Consider the following 15,902-nt stretch of genomic DNA (forward strand, 5'->3'; position numbering starts at 1 on the left):
TCTTGGCCGGCGTCGAGCGGTTGCTAGATCTCCCGCTCCGGGTGTTCGCCGAACTGGAAATGGCGCCCGCTGACCGAAGTCGGTTCGATCTCGACGTAAAAGTCCTTCAGGGTAGGAACCCACGGCTTGAGGCCCAGTGCCTCCGCGGCTGCGATATCGGCGGACTGGTCCAGCACCCGTGCCGTTCCGCGAAGAACAATCGACCATGCCTCGTCGGAGAGGATGCCATCCGTTTCGAACAAGACCTTGGAATTGATGGTCAGTTCCGCGAGTTTGTTGCCGGGCGCCGTCCGGAGGTAGAGCTTCCGGTGGCTCACGGCATAGTTGACCGGAAAGATATCGGGTTCGTTGGCCACGAAGACAACAAGCCTGCCGTGTTGAGTGCCCTCAATCATTTTCCAGCTCTGATCCTCATCGAGGACGAGGATAGGGTTTCCGTCTGCATGTTCGAACATCATGGGTTCATTGTTCTGACTCCGGTAGAAAAGCGCTAGAGGCTAAAGGGGGAAAGCCAGCGCGAGTTTGCAGCCGTCCGCGGGCGCCGGCAAACTGTCGGACGCTCGCCGTAGCCTGTTGCCGTTCGCCTTGTCTGGGCCATCCCTGTCCTCAATCGAACGCTTGTGGATAACTTGGACGTCCAAAATGTGACGTCGGTTACCCTTAAGGCATTGTTTGGCTTCAGGCGTCTTGATTTCTATCGGGGGAACAGCTGACCATGACATCTCGCACCTCATTGTTCGTCCGCAAGCGCGTCTGCGCTGTTGTGCTCGCGTTGTCCCTTGTGCCGGTCACGGCCTGCACCGCCGGGGGAACAACGCCCGGCGCAACTGCATCGTCGGAGTCTTCGAGCCCGACGGCGCCGCCGACGCCCACTGCGACTCCCACTGCGAGCTACCGACCGGCCGATGCCTCGGGACGAGCGCAAAACGTACCCGTTCCGGTGCTGCCCGATGCTGCGAAAGCGGAGACAAAGGAAGGCTTAGAGGCGTTCGCGCGGTACTGGTTCAGCCAGTTGAATTTCGCCTACGAAACGGGAGTTTCGTCAGGACTGAACGCTGTCACGTCTCCAACCTGTGTGTTCTGTTCCAATATCGTGAGTTCTCTGGCGAAAAACTATGCAAGCGATCGATGGCTGGTCGGGGGCCACATTGAAACTCCATCATTGAGCACCACTTTCGCAAAGGAAGCTGATGGCCAGTACCAGGTCATTGTGCAGGTTCAGCAGGCAAGGATTGCCTATTTTGACGCGGGAGGGTTCGAAATCCGTGAATCAACGCAGCCGTCCGACACCGGAAACGTCATGCTCGCGACGTATGAGAGCGGTGCGTGGCGCCTCGTAGGATTACATCCAATCCGATGAATCACTTGAGTCTGTGCTGTCGACGGCTGCCCCACCGGATTGTGGCGGGCGCGGCAATAGCCTTCGGGCTTTGTCTTCTCTCTTACGTTGCCTACGCAGACGGTGATGACATCGATGCCGGTTTTGGCAACCAGGGCGTCAATGTCGGCGGCTGGCGGCTGGATCCGGCCTCGGGGAAGTTCGTGGCGCTCGAGCCCGGCACAGCGCTTTCCGATCCCAACCAGTACAAGTACGAACTTCAATGCCATCTTGGCGCCGGCGACTTTGATACGGAATGCCTTGCCGTCCTTGTGGATTGCAAAAGCGGCCCCGATGGCCAGGGCGGAATTCCCGTTGTTTGGCTGAAGGCCCCGGCCGGCGTGCCGAATCCAACGTGGACCTATCATTCGGGGCCCACGTGTCTCTTTGATCCGAGGCCGGCGGACGTGCTGGATCGAATCGCGGCCATGATGCAGGCGGAGTTCCAAAAATTGCCAATTGCTCCAGCATCAGTCACGGCCCAACCGAGTCCGCACACACTCCGGGGAGCCGAGACCAATTTCTTCGCTAATGCGACGGAGCAGCAGTTCGACATCACGATTCTGGGCCAGAAGGTGCACGTCTTCGCCAAGCCCGTCCAATACACCTGGGGCTACGGCGACGGGACCTCGCTGGGCCCACAGCTCTCGGGCGGTGGACCGCTCCCGCAGGACCGCTGGGGCGAAAAGACTGCCACAAGCCACGTCTACCCGGAAACCGGCGACTTTTCCGTGGTGCTGACGACACATTTCCAGGGCACGTATTCCGTCAATGGCGGCCCGCCGTTGCCTATCCCGGGCCAAGGACAATTCAGTTCGCCGCCGCAGACCATCAGCGTCTGGCGCTCCATCACCCGAAACTACGCTGACGACTGCCTGCGTAACCCGCTGGGTCAAGGTTGCCCTGGCATCGCGCCGCCTGCTCCTTAGCAGTGAGCCAGGCTTTCGGCCTGCGCCAGCTTCGCGCCGGCGCAGCCTAAGCCCGCAGTTCCCGGTCGATCCGCTCCATTCGGGCGTTCACCAGCTGGCCGCGAGGATCATCCGGGCCCATCAGCTTCGCTGCGGCGGCCGCGGCGGCCGTATCGACGGAGCCCATGTCGCTCAAGCACCACTGCAGCATAAGGCGCGCATCACCACTGGCACGGACGGAGGCGCCAACCGCTTCGTTGAGTTCGTCGCGCAGGAATCCGATGGCGAGGTTAGCTGACCGGTTGAGGAATCTGGCCGGATAGGCCGCAAACGCAGCAGCAACGCGGCCGGCCCGCAAATGGCGGGCAACCCGTGCAGCATCGGAATCTACCGTGACGCCGGCTGCAAAACGGTAAGGGTTTGCTTCCACCACATTGCCCAGGAGGCTGCGGATCCGGTGCATCTCGGTCCGGATGGCTGCCGCGGTACCGGCATCGCCGTGAATTTCGTAGGCCAACTCGTCGGCGCTCCAGCCCTGGGTACGGGATGCCAGCAGCGCCAGGATCTCGGCGCGGCGCAGTGTCAGCGGGCGGAGAGTATCGCCGTCGAGCGCGGCCGAAGGAGCGTCCCCCAGCAGTCTCAGCTTCAGCGCTAACGTACTTCCGGCGTCGCGATCCGGTCCGGCGGGAGGGGTCGCGGACTTCAACAGCTCCTCGGCCAGCCGCACTCCGCACCGCACCAGGCGAAGACTGTCCGGCGTGACCGACTCGAATGGGCCGGATACATCCAAGACTCCGAGGACGTCCCCAGTCAAAGGGTCACGAATCGGTGATGCCGTGCAGGCCCAGTCGTGATGCGTGCGCACGAGGTGCTCGGCGGAGAAGAGTTGCGCCGGAACCCCCGTTACCAGCGCCTCGCTGATGGCATTGGTGCCCACTCCCGATTCGGACCAGTCGGCGCCCTCGACAAACTCCAAGGAGTCCGCGAGCCGCAAGGCTTGCCTGCTGCCAATCCGCCACAAGACTTCGCCCACATGGTCCGTGACGATCAGCAGATGGCGCCCGGTCGCGGTCTCATCCGCCAGCAGTTGGGACAGCGCCGGCATAGCCGCCGCCAACCGGTGGCCGGCACTCAAGGAGCGTGCTTCGGAAACTTCATGCCGGTGAACGGGCCGGTGCTGATCCGGGTTGATGCCCAGCGCGAGCGAACGCTGCCAGGATTTAATCAGCGACGGCGGCAGGCGCGGATCGGGAGCGCCGGAAATGGTTGCCTCGTGTGCCGCCCGGAGCGTCCGGGCGTACTCCTCGGGCGCGGAAAACCTGAGGTCCGCGGAGTTCAGGATCGAGCTGTTGCTTAGCCCCATACTGACCCTCCCAACTCGCCATCGAATCGTTGCACCCGTCCAGGCAAGGCAGGCCACCGGCCGCCGGAGACGGAGGGCAGTAGCTTGGCAGACCTGTGTAACCCGATTGTAACCCCCCGCGAACTGTACTTGTGATGCGGGTCACCGCATGGTCTGGACGTTATGCAAGGGGAACGGCCCGCCGTCAGCAAGGGAAAGAGGAAAGATGCCTGAGACTCCAAACAGCGTGGTTGAGACGTGGCTGGTGCACTTCGATGAGGCGCTGCGGAACCACAACATTGACGCCGTGCTGGAACTATTCGACGACGATTCGTACTGGCGCGATTTCGTCTCGTTCACCTGGAACCTCAAAACCCTCGAGGGCAAAGAGGACATTCGGCGGATGCTCGATGCGACACTGAACGACGTGCAGCCAAGGAACTGGACCCTCGCCGAGGATGCCACCGGCGACGCTGCGAACGCCGAGGCGTGGGTAAACTTCGAGACCGCCCAGGCCCGGGGGTACGCCCACCTGCGGATCCGGAACGGCAAGTGCTGGACCCTGCTGACCACCATGCAGGAGCTCAAGGGCTTTGAGGAGAAAAAGGGAGCCAAACGGGAGAAGGGCGTCGCCCACGAGATCACCAGGGGCCGCAAGTCCTGGCTTGAACTAAAAGAAGAACAGGAAGCCCGGCTCGGCTACCAGGACCAGCCCTACACGGTCATTATCGGCGGCGGCCAGGGCGGAATCGGGCTGGGGGCCCGGCTGCGCAGGCTCGGCGTGCCCACCATCATCATTGAGAAAAACGAGCGCGCGGGTGACTCCTGGCGGAACCGCTACAAGTCCCTCCACCTCCACGACCCGGTCTGGTACGACCACCTGCCCTACATCAAGTTCCCGGACGACTGGCCGGTCTTCGCGGCCAAGGACAAGATCGGCGACTGGCTGGAAAACTACACCCGGATCATGGAGCTGAACTACTGGTCCAAGACCGAATGCACCAACGCACGCTTCGATGAATCCACGAAGGAATGGGTGGTGGAGGTGGTGCGCGACGGCGAACCGGTCACCCTGCGCCCCAAGCAGCTCGTCTTCGCCCTGGGCGTCTCGGGATACCCCAGCGTCCCCGCGTTCGACGGCGCCGAGTCCTTCCTGGGGGAGCAGTACCACTCCTCCAAGCACCCGGGCGGCGGAGACTGGACCGGAAAGAAGGCCGTGGTCATCGGCTCCAACAATTCGGCCCACGACATCTGCGCCGACCTCTGGGAACACGGCGCGGACGTCACCATGGTGCAGCGTTCCTCCACGCACATCGCCCGCAGCGAATCGCTCATGGACCTCGCCCTTGGCGGTTTGTACTCCGAAAAGGCACTGGCCAACGGCGTCACCACGGAGAAGGCCGATCTGCTCTTTGCCTCGTTGCCCTACCGGATCCTCCCCGAAGCGCAGATCCCGGTCTACGCGGAGATGGCCGAGCGCGACGCGGAGTTCTACGCTCAGCTGGAGGCCGCAGGCTTCGACCTCGACTTCGGCGTCGACGGCTCCGGACTTTTCCTGAAATACCTGCGCCGCGGCTCCGGTTACTACATCGACGTCGGCGCCTCACAACTGATCATCGACGGCCGGGTCAAGCTGGCCAACGGTGAGGTCGGGAAGATCACCGGGAACGCCGTCGTAATGGCCAACGGCACCGAGCTGGAAGCCGACGCCATCATTTACGCCACCGGCTACGGATCAATGAACGGCTGGCTGGCCGATCTGGTCTCACCCGAGGTGGCCGACGCCGTCGGCAAGTGCTGGGGATTTGGTTCGGAGACACCCAAGGATCCCGGGCCGTGGGAAGGCGAACTGCGCAATATGTGGAAGCCCACCAACGTGGACAACCTTTGGATCCACGGCGGCAACCTGCACCAAAGCCGGCACTACTCCAACTATTTGGCGCTCCAACTCAAGGCCAGGATGGAGGGGCTGCCGACGCCGGTCTTCGAGCGTCAGCCCACGCATCACACACGCTGACCCGGACACGCCGTGACATTCACAGCCCCGGGAACCACACTGGGGTGACGGCCTCCTGCTGTGACAATCCAACGACATGCCGTGGATGCGCCTGACCGGGCGCATCCACGGCCCGAAATGCGAAGGAAACCACCATGAAAGCAGCACGATTCCATGCCCGTGAGGTTCTCCGGATCGAAGATATTCCGGAGCCGGAGCTGCGCCCCGGAGCGGTGAAGATCGCCGTCGCCTGGTGCGGGATCTGCGGGACTGACCTGCATGAATTCCTGGAAGGGCCGATCTTCACCCCGCCGCCCGGCCACCCCCACCCGATTTCCCACGAGGAAGCCCCGGTCACCCTGGGGCACGAATTTTCCGGCACCATCGAGGAACTGGGGGAGGGTGTGACCGGGCTCGCCGTCGGAGACAGCGTGGTGGTGGAACCATATATCGTCTGCAACGAATGCGGCCCGTGCCTCAGCGGCCACTACAACCTGTGCACCAAACTCGGCTTCATCGGCTTGGCGGGCGGCGGCGGGGGCCTGAGTGAGAAGGTCGTCGTCGACACCCGGTGGGTCCACCCGGTCGGCGACATCCCGCTGGACGAAGCCGCCCTCATCGAACCCCTCGCGGTGGCCTATCACGCCGTCGGCAGGGGCGACGTCAAGGCCGGGGACGTCGCCGTCGTCGGCGGTGCGGGCCCGATTGGCCTGCTGACCGCAGCGGTCCTCAAGGGCCTGGGCGTCACAACGATCGTCACCGAGCTCTCGGCGGCCCGGAAGGAAAAAGCGATGTCCTCGGGAGTCGCGGACCATGTGCTGGACCCGAGCTCGGATGACGTCAAGGCGCGGGTGCTGGAACTGACGGCCGGTGCGGGGGCGGACGCAGCCTTTGAATGTGCCGGCGTGAATGCCGTGCTGGACACCATGCTCGACGTCGTGAAACCGGCCGGCGTCGTCGTCAACGTCTCGATCTGGGGACGTCCGGCCACCGTGGATATGCAGAAGGTCGTCCTGAAGGAAATCGACCTCCGCGGCACCATCGCCTACTGCGGCGATCATGAGGCCGCGATCAAGCTCGTCCAGGAGGGAAAGGTTGACCTGAAACCCTTCATCACGGGACGAATCGCCCTGGATGATCTCGTGGACAAGGGCTTCGACACCCTGATCCACCACAACGACACCGCGGTCAAGATCATCGTCCACCCGTAGTGATCCGGGTCCCACCCGGAATAGTTGCAGGCGCCGCGCAGTTGCAGCCAGTGAACCCAATCCCTGGTGAAAGGAACTGCGCATGCTGTTTTCCCCGATGACTCTCGGCGAGCTGGAACTGCCCAACCGACTTGTGATGGCGCCGCTGACCCGCGTCCGCTCCGGTAAGGAAGGCATTCCCGGCCCGCTGGTTGTCGAGCACTACCGGCAGCGGGCATCCCTCGGCCTGATAGTCAGTGAGGGCACGTATCCCAGCCATACCGGCCGGGGGTTCCCGGGCCAGCCCGGCCTGGTGACCGAGGAACAGCTCAAGGGCTGGGCCAACGTCACCTCCGCCGTTCACGCCGAGGGCGGCAGGATCTTCGCCCAGGTCATGCACGCCGGACGCGTCACGCACGAGGACACCAACGGTGGCCACCAGGTGGTTGCGCCCAGCGCCATCGCGATCGACGGCGAGACCCGCACCTACGAGGGCAAAAAGGCGTACCCCGTCCCGCACGCCCTGACCGCCGACGAACTGCCGGGCATCGTCCAGGAGTTTGTCACCGCTTCCCGCAATGCGATCGGTGCAGGGTTCGACGGCGTCGAACTGCACTCCGCTAATGGCTACCTGCTGCACGAATTCCTGGCACCGTCCGCCAACCAGCGCGACGACGTCTACGGCGGTTCCCCGGCGAACCGGGCGCGCTTTGTGATTGAAGTGACCCGGGCCGTGGTGGACGCCGTGGGTGCCGACCGGGTTGGCATTCGCATCTCTCCCGAGCACAATGTGCAGGGCGCGGTGGAGGTTGACGCCGCCGATATCAAGGCAACGTACGGCCAGCTCGTGGATGCCTTGGCCCCGCTGAAGCTCGCCTACCTCAGTGTGCTGCACCAGGACCCCACCGGCGAGTTGGTGCAGGATCTGCGCACCCGGTTCGGCGGCACGTTCCTGCTGAACACGGGCTTCGGTGTTATCACCACCCGGGAGGAAGCCACCGCGCTGGTCGCTGACGGCCACGCTGACGCCGTCGTCGTCGGACGCCCCGCCATCGCCAACCCGGACCTGGTCCGCCGCTGGCAGGAAGGGCTCCCGGTCAACGAACCGGACCAGTCCACCTTCTACGGCGAGGGCGCCAAGGGCTACACGGACTACCCGGCGTACCAGAACTAGGCCCCGGGCCGCAGCACCCCCCGGAATACCTCCCGCGGGTGGACATGTCCCTCCTCGATCACTGTGACCGAGGGACATGTCCCTCCGCGATCACCAACAGTGGGCAGAATGCCATTCTGCCCACTGTTGGTGTTTAAGAATGGGCATGTGCCACCGGATTGGGCTCCAAGAATGGGCATGTCCCGTCGGCCCTTGGAAGCACGGATGGGCATGTCCGGTGTGGGTCCGGGCGCAGCGCCCATGCCTATCCGAACGGCGCAGTCCTATAGGATTTGACCATGCAACCAGCTTCATCCGGGAACCTGTCTCAGGGCCGACCCGCAGGCCGACCCGTTAGCCGACAGGTCCTTGCAGACCACGTCTACGAGGAACTCCTGGCGTCCCTGATGGACGGCCGGATGGAACCGGGGGCCGTGGTGAGCATCGACGGTACCGCGCGGGAACTGGACGTGTCCCCCACTCCGGTCCGCGAAGCGCTGGCCCGGCTCGAACACACCGGCATGGTGCGCCGGGTGGCGCTGAAGGGCTATCGTGTGGCGCCGGTGTTTACCCAAGAGGACTTCGCGGAACTGATGGAGGCACGGCTGGCCATTGAGCCGGTCAATGCCCGGCTCGCCTGCGCCAGGCTGACGCCGGAGCATCTCGCCGAGCTGGGCCGGGCCGTCGCCGATCTCAGGTCCGCGCCGCGGGGACCATCGTTTGCCGAATACCGCGACTATCTGGAGGCGGACGAGAGGTTTCATCGGCTGATAGCGGAGTTCACCGGAAACCAGTTTATGGTCGCCGCCTATGCGGCGCTTGGCGGGCAGGTCCAGCGTTTCCGCCTCTTCGGGGGAGTGGGAATCACCGACGCGGAGTACGCCATCGCCGAACACGAGTCCGTCCTGGACGCCCTAGCAACCGGGGACCCGGACCGGGCCGCGGCAGCCATGTCCGACCACGTGTACAGGGTACGTGGCCGGGCCATCGCGGACGCGCCCGCCGGCTGAGCGGGCCCCTCAGGGAACCTCACAACTGACCCCTTCACAGATAGGGACCGTCCCTATAGGATCTTTGATTGTTGCCAGCAGTCATGGATGTGACCTTGACAACACTCATTTGATAGTAAATCCTATAGGAAACAGGATTCCACGAAGGAGTGAACCCATGGCCTATACAGCCGAAAACTGGCCCATCACGGCAGCGTTGCTGCAGTTCCCTGGCGTTGACGCCGCGGGAACCCCGATCAACGACGCTGAGGCAACGGCGTGGGCAGCGGTACTGCAGGAAGTCAAGGACGCTGGTTTCACCAACGCGGACCTCACCGACAGCTGGGTCCGCCCCGGCGACCTGAGCCCCACCCGCCTCGCCGAGTTCAAGCAGACCGCCGACAACGTCGGCATCGGCATTCCCGTCATCTCCGCCATCCGCCGCAGTGTCATCGAGGAGCGGAATTGGGAAGCGAACCTGGCCTACAGCCACCGAACCATCGACGCTGCCGCCGAGCTTGGCTGCGAGGTGGTCTCGTTTGGACTCCACCAGGCGCTCACCGCCGAACAGCAGAAACAACTGTGGTTCTGGACAGTCGAAGGGCACAAGGACCCGGTGGGCGACAAAGAGACCTGGGCCAAAGCCGTCAGCCGCCTGCGTGAACTGGGCCGGCACGCCGCCGACGCGGGCCTCCTGCTCTCGCTTGAAATGTATGAAGACACCTACCTGGGCACCGCAGACTCATCGGTGCAGCTGGTGCAGGACATCGGACTGGATAACGTCGGCCTCAACCCGGACCTCGGCAACCTGATCCGCGTGCACCGCCCGATCGAGGACTGGCGGGAGATGGTTGCCAAAACACTCCCGTACTCCAACTACTGGCACATGAAGAACTACATCCGCGACGAAAACCTCGCCCGCGACATGTACGTCGCGATGCCGGCGCCGATGGAAAGTGGCCTGATCAACTACCGGGAGGCCTTCCGGATCGCCCTCTCGGTCGGCTTCCAAGGCATCCTGTGCACCGAGCACTACGGCGGCGACGGCCTCAGTGTGACGGCCAGCAACCAGGACTACCTCCGCGGCCGCATCTTGCCCAAGACCGACGGCTATCCGCTCGGCCGCAGCCAGGTGGCCCAGGGCCGCCAGCAGCCGGCCGCTGCGGAACTCGCCGGCGTTTAGGCCAGTTCCCGACGGCGGGTCGCTGACTTCCGCTGCTCCTGCTCCACTTCGGAATTACCTCCACCACGGATTCAAAGAGGAACCATGACCCAGATCTTCGACAACCCCGCGGACTTCGCGGATGAGGCGTTGGACGGCTTTGTGGCAGCCAACCGAGGCTACGTAGCCCGTGTGGACGGCGGCGTCGTCCGATCCACCGAGGTACCCGCCGGACAGGTCGCACTGGTGGTTGGCGGCGGCTCCGGCCACTATCCCGCCTTCGCCGGACTCGTCGGCCCCGGACTTGCCACCGCGTCGGCCTGCGGCAACATGTTCGCTTCCCCGGCAGCCGGCCAGGTCTACCGGGTCGCGAAGGCCGCCAACGCCGGCGGTGGCGTGCTGCTGAGCTACGGCAACTACGCCGGGGACGTGCTGCACTTCGGCCAGGCGCAACTCCGCCTCAACGCCGAAGGTATCGAAACGCGCACCGTCTTGGTCACTGACGACATTGCGAGCGCTCCGCTCGAGCAGATCGAGAAGCGCCGCGGAATCGCAGGTGACCTGACCGTCTTCAAGGTCGCCGGCGCCGCCGCCGAGGCCGGACTGACGCTGGACGACGTCGAAGGGCTGGCCATCCGGACGAATTACCGGACCCGTTCCCTCGGTGTCGCGTTCGAGGGCTGCACGCTTCCCGGCGCCAGCGAACCGCTCTTCCACGTACCCGCCGGGCAGATGTCCCTGGGCCTGGGCATCCATGGTGAACCGGGAATCTCCGAACACCCTATGCCCACGGCCTCGGAACTCGCCGAACTGCTCGTCTCCAGGTTGCTCGCCGACAAGCCGCACGACGCCGGTGACCGCGTGGTGGCGATCATCAACGGCCTCGGCACCGTCAAGTATGACGAACTGTTCTTGCTCTTCGGGAAAATCGAAAAGCTCCTCGTCGCGGCCGGTCTCACAGTTGTGGAACCGGAATGCGGTGAACTTGTTACCAGCCTGGACATGTCAGGGCTTTCCCTGACCCTGCTCTGGCTTGATGACGAACTCGAACGGTACTGGGGAGCACCGGCGGACACGCCGGCGTTCCGCAAGGGAAACCTGGGTCCGCGCCGCCCGCGCCAGCAGGCGCTGGTCGAAACGGAAGCGGCAGCCGACGTCGAACACCCCACCGCGGCAGCGGCGGGCCTCGGGCTGCGGGCTGCGGCAATCCTGGGCCAGGTGCGCGACGTCGTCGTCGAGCATGAAGACGAATTGGGCCGCCTGGACGCCATCGCCGGCGACGGGGACCACGGCATCGGGATGCGGCGCGGCGTCGACGCAGCCGTCACGGCGGCCGAGCAGGCGGTGGCCCTCGACGGCGGCGCCTCGGCTGCCCGGGTCCTCACCGCGGCGGGGGAGGCCTGGAGCGAGCGCGCCGGCGGCACCTCCGGCGCGCTCTGGGGTTCCGCCGTCATTGCCGCCGGACTTGCGCTGGGAAACCGGGAGGACTATTCGGGAGCAGATGCCGCCGCCGCCGTCACCGCTTTTGCGGACGCCATCACCGAACTCGGCAAAGCAGAACCGGGAGACAAGACCATGGTGGACGCGTTGCTGCCGTTCAAAGACACATTTGTCACCGCGTTCGACGGCGGCGCGTCCGTCGCTGGGGCGCTCGCCGGCGCCGCCGCCGCAGCGCAGACCGCTGCCGAGGATACCGCCAAGCTCCGTCCGCTGAAAGGCCGCGCCCGGCCGCTTGCGGAGAAAAGCCTCGGCCACGCGGACCCCGGAGCCATTTCCTTCGCCCTTATTACGGCGCGGATTTCAGCGCACCTTAACACCGAACACCCTGACACCGCAGAGATCGATTTCGCGTCCGCCAACCCCGGACCGGCACAGCAAGGAGCACAGGCATGAGCACAGCAACAGGCTGGCGCGTTGTCATCGGCAACGATGAGGCCGGCGTCGAATACAAGATGGCGTTGAAGGCGCTGCTCGAGGCGGATCCCCGCGTCGCCTCAGTCCACGACGTCGGGGTCGGCGCCGACGACACCACCGCCTACCCGCATGTCGCCGTCGCTGCCGCCCGAAAAGTCGCCGACGGCGAAGCCGACCGGGCGCTGCTGATCTGCGGCACGGGACTCGGCGTCGCCATCTCGGCCAACAAGGTTCCCGGCATCCGTGCCGTCACTGCACACGACAGCTACTCCGTGGAACGGTCCGTGCTCAGCAACAACGCCCAGGTGCTCACTTTCGGGCAGCGCGTCATCGGCCTGGAGCTGGCTAAGAAGCTCGTGGGCGAATGGCTCAGCCACCGTTTTGATGAAAATTCTTCCTCCGCCGCCAAGGTGGACGCCATCTGCTCCTACGAGCCCGACTACACGAAAGCAGTCTGACCATGACCGACAACCTCAGCAGCGAGGCTGCACAGTCCATCGATGCGGCGGGTGCACTTAACGCCGCCCGCAAGATCGCCGTCGTCGGCTCCGGCTACATGGGTGGTGGGATCGCGCAGGTATTGGCCCTTGGCGGTGCCCGCGTAGCGCTGGCCGATGTGTCCGCCGAGGTGGCGCAAAAGAACTACGACCGGCTGCTGGCCGAATCCGATGAGTTTGTCGCCGCGGGGCTTTTCCCGGCCGGTTCCACCGAGATCCTGAAGCAGAACCTCTGGGCCGCCAAGGACATCGAGGAGGCCGTCGCCGACGCCGACTTCATCGAAGAAGCCGTCCCGGAAGTCATCACGATCAAGCACCAGACCCTGGCTCGCATCAGCGCCGCGGCCCGTCCGGACGCGGTCATCGGCTCCAACACCTCCACCATCTCCATCGCGGAACTCTCCGAACCGGTCACCAACCCGGGCCGGTTCCTGGGGGTACATTTCTCCAACCCGTCACCGTTCATCCCGGGCGTGGAAATCATTCCGCACGCCGGGACGACCGCGGCCACCATCGGCGCCGTCCGCGACCTTGTCCACGCGGCCGGCAAGCAGACCGCCGTCGTCAAGGACGTCACCGGTTTTGTGCTCAACCGCCTGCAGTATGCGTTGTTCCACGAGGCCGCCCAGCTGGTGGAGCAGGAGATTGCGACGGCCGAGGACATCGATACCCTGGTCCGCACCACCTTCGGCTTCCGGTTGCCGTTCTTTGGGCCGTTCGCCATTGCCGACATGGCAGGGCTGGACGTCTACAACTTCTGCTACAAGTCGCTGCAAAGCGAATTCCCGGAACGCTTTGCGACGCCGAAGATCCTCAGCGAGCTGGTCGACGCCGGAAAGCTGGGCACCAAGACCGGTGCCGGTTTCCTCAACGTCCCCGCCGAGCGTACTCCCGAGCTCATCGCCTACCGGAACAAGGCCTATGTGGCGATGCAGAAGCTCATCGACGATCTCGGCCCCGCGCCCATCAACTAGCACTGCCACTTCCACTTTTTATCCGTTCAGGAGCAGCTTTATGAGCATTTTCCCCGCAGCACGCACAGTCATCATCACCGGCGCCGTTTCGGAGCGTGGCATCGGCCGTGCCACCGCCAACTACCTGGCCGCGCAGGGCTGGAACGTCGGCATCATCGACCTCGACGACGCCCGGTGCAAGGCCGCGGCCAAGGAACTCGCGGCCGAGTACGGCGTCAAGGCTTTCGGTGCCGGCGCCAACGTCGGCGACGAGGCCTCCGTCCGTGCAGCCATCGACGCGATCGAAGCCGAACTGCCGCAGATCGTGGCCCTCGCCAACGTGGCCGGCGTCAGCTCCCCGGTCCCGTACCTGGAACTCGACGCGGCCGAGTGGGACCGGGTCCTCGGCATCAACCTCAACGGCGTCCACTACGCCACCCGCCGGGTCGCCGAGTCCATGGTCAAGAACCGGATCGGCCGCATCGTCAACATCTCCTCAGTCTCCGCCCAGCGCGGCGGCGGCACCTACTCCAAAACCCCGTACTCCGTGGCCAAGGCCGGCGTGATTGGGCTGACCCGTGCCACCGCCCGCGAACTCGGTGAATACGACATCACCGTCAACGCGATCTCGCCGGGCCCCATCGATACCGACATTATGGGCGGGACCCTGAGCCAGGAACGCAAGGACGAGATGACCAAAGACCTCGTCGTGAACCGGGTGGGCTCCACCCGGGACATCGCGGCCGCCATCGCCTTCCTCATCAGCGAGGACGCCGGCTACATCTCCGGCCAGACGCTGAATGTGGATGGCGGACTCTACATGCACTAAGGAAGAAGCACCGTGGCACAACCGAGTAAGACCGCAACCTCCGGATTCGCGTCGTGGAGCAGGGGACGGAAGATCTATCTCGCCGTCGGGATCCTGGCCTGCCTGGCCGGGGTCATGATCATCGCCTTGTCCCGCTAGAGAACATCGTTTTGACCGCTCCACCCACCTGATTCACTCAACTAATCTGCTCGACGAGGAGTTTTGATGTCCGTTGTATCAACGTCCACCAGGGACCTTCTGGAGACCCCGGTCCTAAAATCGGCGATCTCCAAGGCGTCCCGCCGACTTATGCCCATGCTGGTCATCCTGTACGTGGTGGCCTTCCTGGACCGCACCAACGTGGGCTTCGCCGAAGCCGCCCTGGGCGTGGACAAGGGCATCACTGCCGGCGCCTACGCCCTCGGTGCCGGGATCTTCTTCATCGGCTACGCCCTGTTCGAAATCCCGAGCAACCTGCTCCTGACGAAGTTCGGCGCCAAGATCTGGCTGGCCCGCATCGCCATCACCTGGGGCATCGTCTCGGCGTGCTTCGCGTTCGTCCAGGGCGAGACGTCGTTCATCATCCTGCGCTTCCTGCTGGGTGTCACCGAAGCCGGCCTGTTCCCGGGCGTCATCATGTTCCTCGCCGCGTGGTTCCCCAACAAGGTCCGCGTCAAGATGTTCGCCATCTTCTACCTGGCCCAGCCGTTCTCCCAGATGCTGGGCGCGCCGCTCTCCGGCTGGCTGATCAACATCGGCGACCAGGTTCCCGGTGTCCAGGGCTGGCAGGTGATGTTCTTCAGCGAGGGCATGCTGGCAGTTCTCGCCGGCGTTGCAGCGTTCTTCTTCCTGATCAACAGCCCCCAGGACGCCAAGTTCCTGACCAAAGAAGAGAAGAGCGCACTCCTGGAGGTCATGGCACTGGAGGACACCGTCAAGGAAGAGTCCGGCCCGCGCGGCGTGCTCGCCGCCATGAAGAACGGCAAGGTCTGGTACTTCACCGTCATCTACTTCTGCCTCCAGATCGCCGTCTACGGTGTAACGTTCTATCTCCCGCAGCAGGTAGCCCAGCTCACCGGCCAGAAGGTTGGCCTTGCTGTCGGTCTGCTGGCCGCGATCCCGTGGTTCTTCGGTATCTTCGCCTGCTACTTCATCGGCAAGGCCGCCAACACGGTGGTCCGCCGCCGGGTCTGGGGCACCGGGCTGTTCATCTCCACCGGGCTGTGCATCTTCGGTTCCGCGTGGGCCGGCGCGAACCACCTGCCTGCCCTCGGCATCATCTTCATCACGCTGGCCGTGTGCAGCTTCCTTTCGATCGGCCCGATCGCCTGGTCCTACCCGACGGCGTTCCTGACCGGTACCGCCGCGGCTGCCGGTATTGGCCTGATCAACTCGCTGGGCAACCTCGGCGGATTTGTGGCACCGATCCTGCGGACCACTGTCAACCAGGCCACCGCCTCGGACACCGGGACCATGGGCGTCTACGCCCTCGGTGTGTTGCCCTTCCTGGCCGCGGCAATGATGTTCGCCACCAAGCGGTTCAAGAACAAAGCGGACGAACTGCTGGAGAAGTAAACCAAGCCGTTCCGCCCGATCCAGCAGAAAGCACCAA

Annotated in this window: 15 protein-coding genes; 13 read left to right on the forward strand and 2 right to left on the reverse strand. The window is 64.4% G+C overall.

Going from position 1 to position 15,902, the window contains the following annotated elements; genetic code table 11:
* Positions 1–23: 23 nt before the first annotated feature.
* Entirely contained in the window at positions 24–458 is a 435-nt protein-coding gene (locus tag QI450_RS02000) for a pyridoxamine 5'-phosphate oxidase family protein (RefSeq protein ID WP_226776434.1), read from the reverse strand.
* A 257-nt stretch (positions 459–715) separates the two neighbouring features.
* On the opposite strand from QI450_RS02000, the gene QI450_RS02005 reads away from it, so the two are divergent.
* Together QI450_RS02005 and QI450_RS02010 are read left to right on the forward strand one after the other, a co-directional pair.
* Positions 716–1,360 (forward strand): DUF6318 family protein, encoded by a 645-nt coding sequence (locus QI450_RS02005; RefSeq protein WP_226776435.1) that lies wholly within the window; start codon positions 716–718, stop codon positions 1,358–1,360.
* A gap of 41 nt (positions 1,361–1,401) precedes the next feature.
* Positions 1,402–2,307: a hypothetical protein gene (locus QI450_RS02010; protein ID WP_226776436.1), complete on the forward strand. Its 906-nt coding sequence runs from the start codon at positions 1,402–1,404 to the stop codon at positions 2,305–2,307.
* Positions 2,308–2,353: 46 nt separating this feature from the next.
* On the opposite strand, the gene QI450_RS02015 is transcribed toward QI450_RS02010, so the two are convergent.
* Positions 2,354–3,649, reverse strand: a complete 1,296-nt coding sequence (locus tag QI450_RS02015) for a GAF domain-containing protein (RefSeq protein ID WP_226776437.1) — start codon at positions 3,647–3,649, stop codon at positions 2,354–2,356.
* A 205-nt stretch (positions 3,650–3,854) separates the two neighbouring features.
* Here QI450_RS02015 and QI450_RS02020 point away from each other — a divergent pair, with 205 nt between their 5' ends.
* The 11 genes from QI450_RS02020 (at position 3,855) to QI450_RS02070 (ending at position 15,865) form a co-directional block, all read left to right on the forward strand.
* Positions 3,855–5,645 (forward strand): NAD(P)/FAD-dependent oxidoreductase, encoded by a 1,791-nt coding sequence (locus QI450_RS02020; RefSeq protein WP_226776438.1) that lies wholly within the window; start codon positions 3,855–3,857, stop codon positions 5,643–5,645.
* A 134-nt stretch (positions 5,646–5,779) separates the two neighbouring features.
* Positions 5,780–6,835: a 2,3-butanediol dehydrogenase gene (locus QI450_RS02025; RefSeq protein ID WP_226776439.1), complete on the forward strand. Its 1,056-nt coding sequence runs from the start codon at positions 5,780–5,782 to the stop codon at positions 6,833–6,835.
* A gap of 82 nt (positions 6,836–6,917) precedes the next feature.
* Positions 6,918–7,988 (forward strand): alkene reductase, encoded by a 1,071-nt coding sequence (locus QI450_RS02030; RefSeq protein WP_226776440.1) that lies wholly within the window; start codon positions 6,918–6,920, stop codon positions 7,986–7,988.
* 278 nt (positions 7,989–8,266) lie between these two features.
* Positions 8,267–8,977, forward strand: coding sequence for a GntR family transcriptional regulator (locus QI450_RS02035; protein ID WP_226776441.1), 711 nt, complete (start codon positions 8,267–8,269; stop codon positions 8,975–8,977).
* A 157-nt stretch (positions 8,978–9,134) separates the two neighbouring features.
* Positions 9,135–10,139 (forward strand): sugar phosphate isomerase/epimerase family protein, encoded by a 1,005-nt coding sequence (locus QI450_RS02040; RefSeq protein ID WP_226776442.1) that lies wholly within the window; start codon positions 9,135–9,137, stop codon positions 10,137–10,139.
* Positions 10,140–10,223: 84 nt separating this feature from the next.
* Entirely contained in the window at positions 10,224–12,011 is a 1,788-nt protein-coding gene (locus tag QI450_RS02045; RefSeq protein WP_226776443.1) for a dihydroxyacetone kinase family protein, read from the forward strand.
* Positions 12,008–12,490: a ribose-5-phosphate isomerase gene (locus tag QI450_RS02050; RefSeq protein WP_226776444.1), complete on the forward strand. Its 483-nt coding sequence runs from the start codon at positions 12,008–12,010 to the stop codon at positions 12,488–12,490. The genes QI450_RS02045 and QI450_RS02050 overlap by 4 nt, the downstream gene beginning before the upstream one ends.
* A 2-nt stretch (positions 12,491–12,492) precedes the next feature.
* A complete protein-coding gene (locus QI450_RS02055) occupies positions 12,493–13,503 on the forward strand; it encodes a 3-hydroxyacyl-CoA dehydrogenase family protein (protein WP_226776445.1) in 1,011 nt (336 codons plus the stop codon).
* Positions 13,504–13,543: 40 nt separating this feature from the next.
* The gene (locus QI450_RS02060) at positions 13,544–14,311 is read left to right on the forward strand and encodes an SDR family oxidoreductase (RefSeq protein ID WP_226776446.1); all 768 of its coding nucleotides are present in this window, start codon (positions 13,544–13,546) and stop codon (positions 14,309–14,311) included.
* Positions 14,312–14,323: 12 nt separating this feature from the next.
* Entirely contained in the window at positions 14,324–14,449 is a 126-nt protein-coding gene (locus QI450_RS02065) for a hypothetical protein (RefSeq protein WP_256447068.1), read from the forward strand.
* Positions 14,450–14,515: 66 nt separating this feature from the next.
* Positions 14,516–15,865, forward strand: coding sequence for an MFS transporter (locus QI450_RS02070; protein ID WP_226776447.1), 1,350 nt, complete (start codon positions 14,516–14,518; stop codon positions 15,863–15,865).
* Positions 15,866–15,902 lie beyond the last annotated feature (37 nt).

The sequence above is a fragment of the Arthrobacter sp. EM1 genome (assembly GCF_029964055.1).
GTDB lineage: Bacteria > Actinomycetota > Actinomycetes > Actinomycetales > Micrococcaceae > Arthrobacter.

Excerpts from the sequence above, each read along its gene's own strand:
- QI450_RS02030 (WP_226776440.1), top strand. The coding sequence starts at position 6,918 with ATGCTGTTTTCCCCGATGACTCTCGGCGAGCTGGAACTGCCCAACCGA.
- QI450_RS02040 (WP_226776442.1), top strand. The coding sequence starts at position 9,135 with ATGGCCTATACAGCCGAAAACTGGCCCATCACGGCAGCGTTGCTGCAG.
- QI450_RS02005 (WP_226776435.1), top strand. The coding sequence starts at position 716 with ATGACATCTCGCACCTCATTGTTCGTCCGCAAGCGCGTCTGCGCTGTT.
- QI450_RS02025 (WP_226776439.1), top strand. The coding sequence starts at position 5,780 with ATGAAAGCAGCACGATTCCATGCCCGTGAGGTTCTCCGGATCGAAGAT.
- QI450_RS02020 (WP_226776438.1), top strand. The coding sequence starts at position 3,855 with ATGCCTGAGACTCCAAACAGCGTGGTTGAGACGTGGCTGGTGCACTTC.
- QI450_RS02045 (WP_226776443.1), top strand. The coding sequence starts at position 10,224 with ATGACCCAGATCTTCGACAACCCCGCGGACTTCGCGGATGAGGCGTTG.
- QI450_RS02070 (WP_226776447.1), top strand. The coding sequence starts at position 14,516 with ATGTCCGTTGTATCAACGTCCACCAGGGACCTTCTGGAGACCCCGGTC.
- QI450_RS02015 (WP_226776437.1), bottom strand. The coding sequence starts at position 3,649 with ATGGGGCTAAGCAACAGCTCGATCCTGAACTCCGCGGACCTCAGGTTT.
- QI450_RS02060 (WP_226776446.1), top strand. The coding sequence starts at position 13,544 with ATGAGCATTTTCCCCGCAGCACGCACAGTCATCATCACCGGCGCCGTT.
- QI450_RS02050 (WP_226776444.1), top strand. The coding sequence starts at position 12,008 with ATGAGCACAGCAACAGGCTGGCGCGTTGTCATCGGCAACGATGAGGCC.
- QI450_RS02000 (WP_226776434.1), bottom strand. The coding sequence starts at position 458 with ATGATGTTCGAACATGCAGACGGAAACCCTATCCTCGTCCTCGATGAG.
- QI450_RS02055 (WP_226776445.1), top strand. The coding sequence starts at position 12,493 with ATGACCGACAACCTCAGCAGCGAGGCTGCACAGTCCATCGATGCGGCG.
- QI450_RS02035 (WP_226776441.1), top strand. The coding sequence starts at position 8,267 with ATGCAACCAGCTTCATCCGGGAACCTGTCTCAGGGCCGACCCGCAGGC.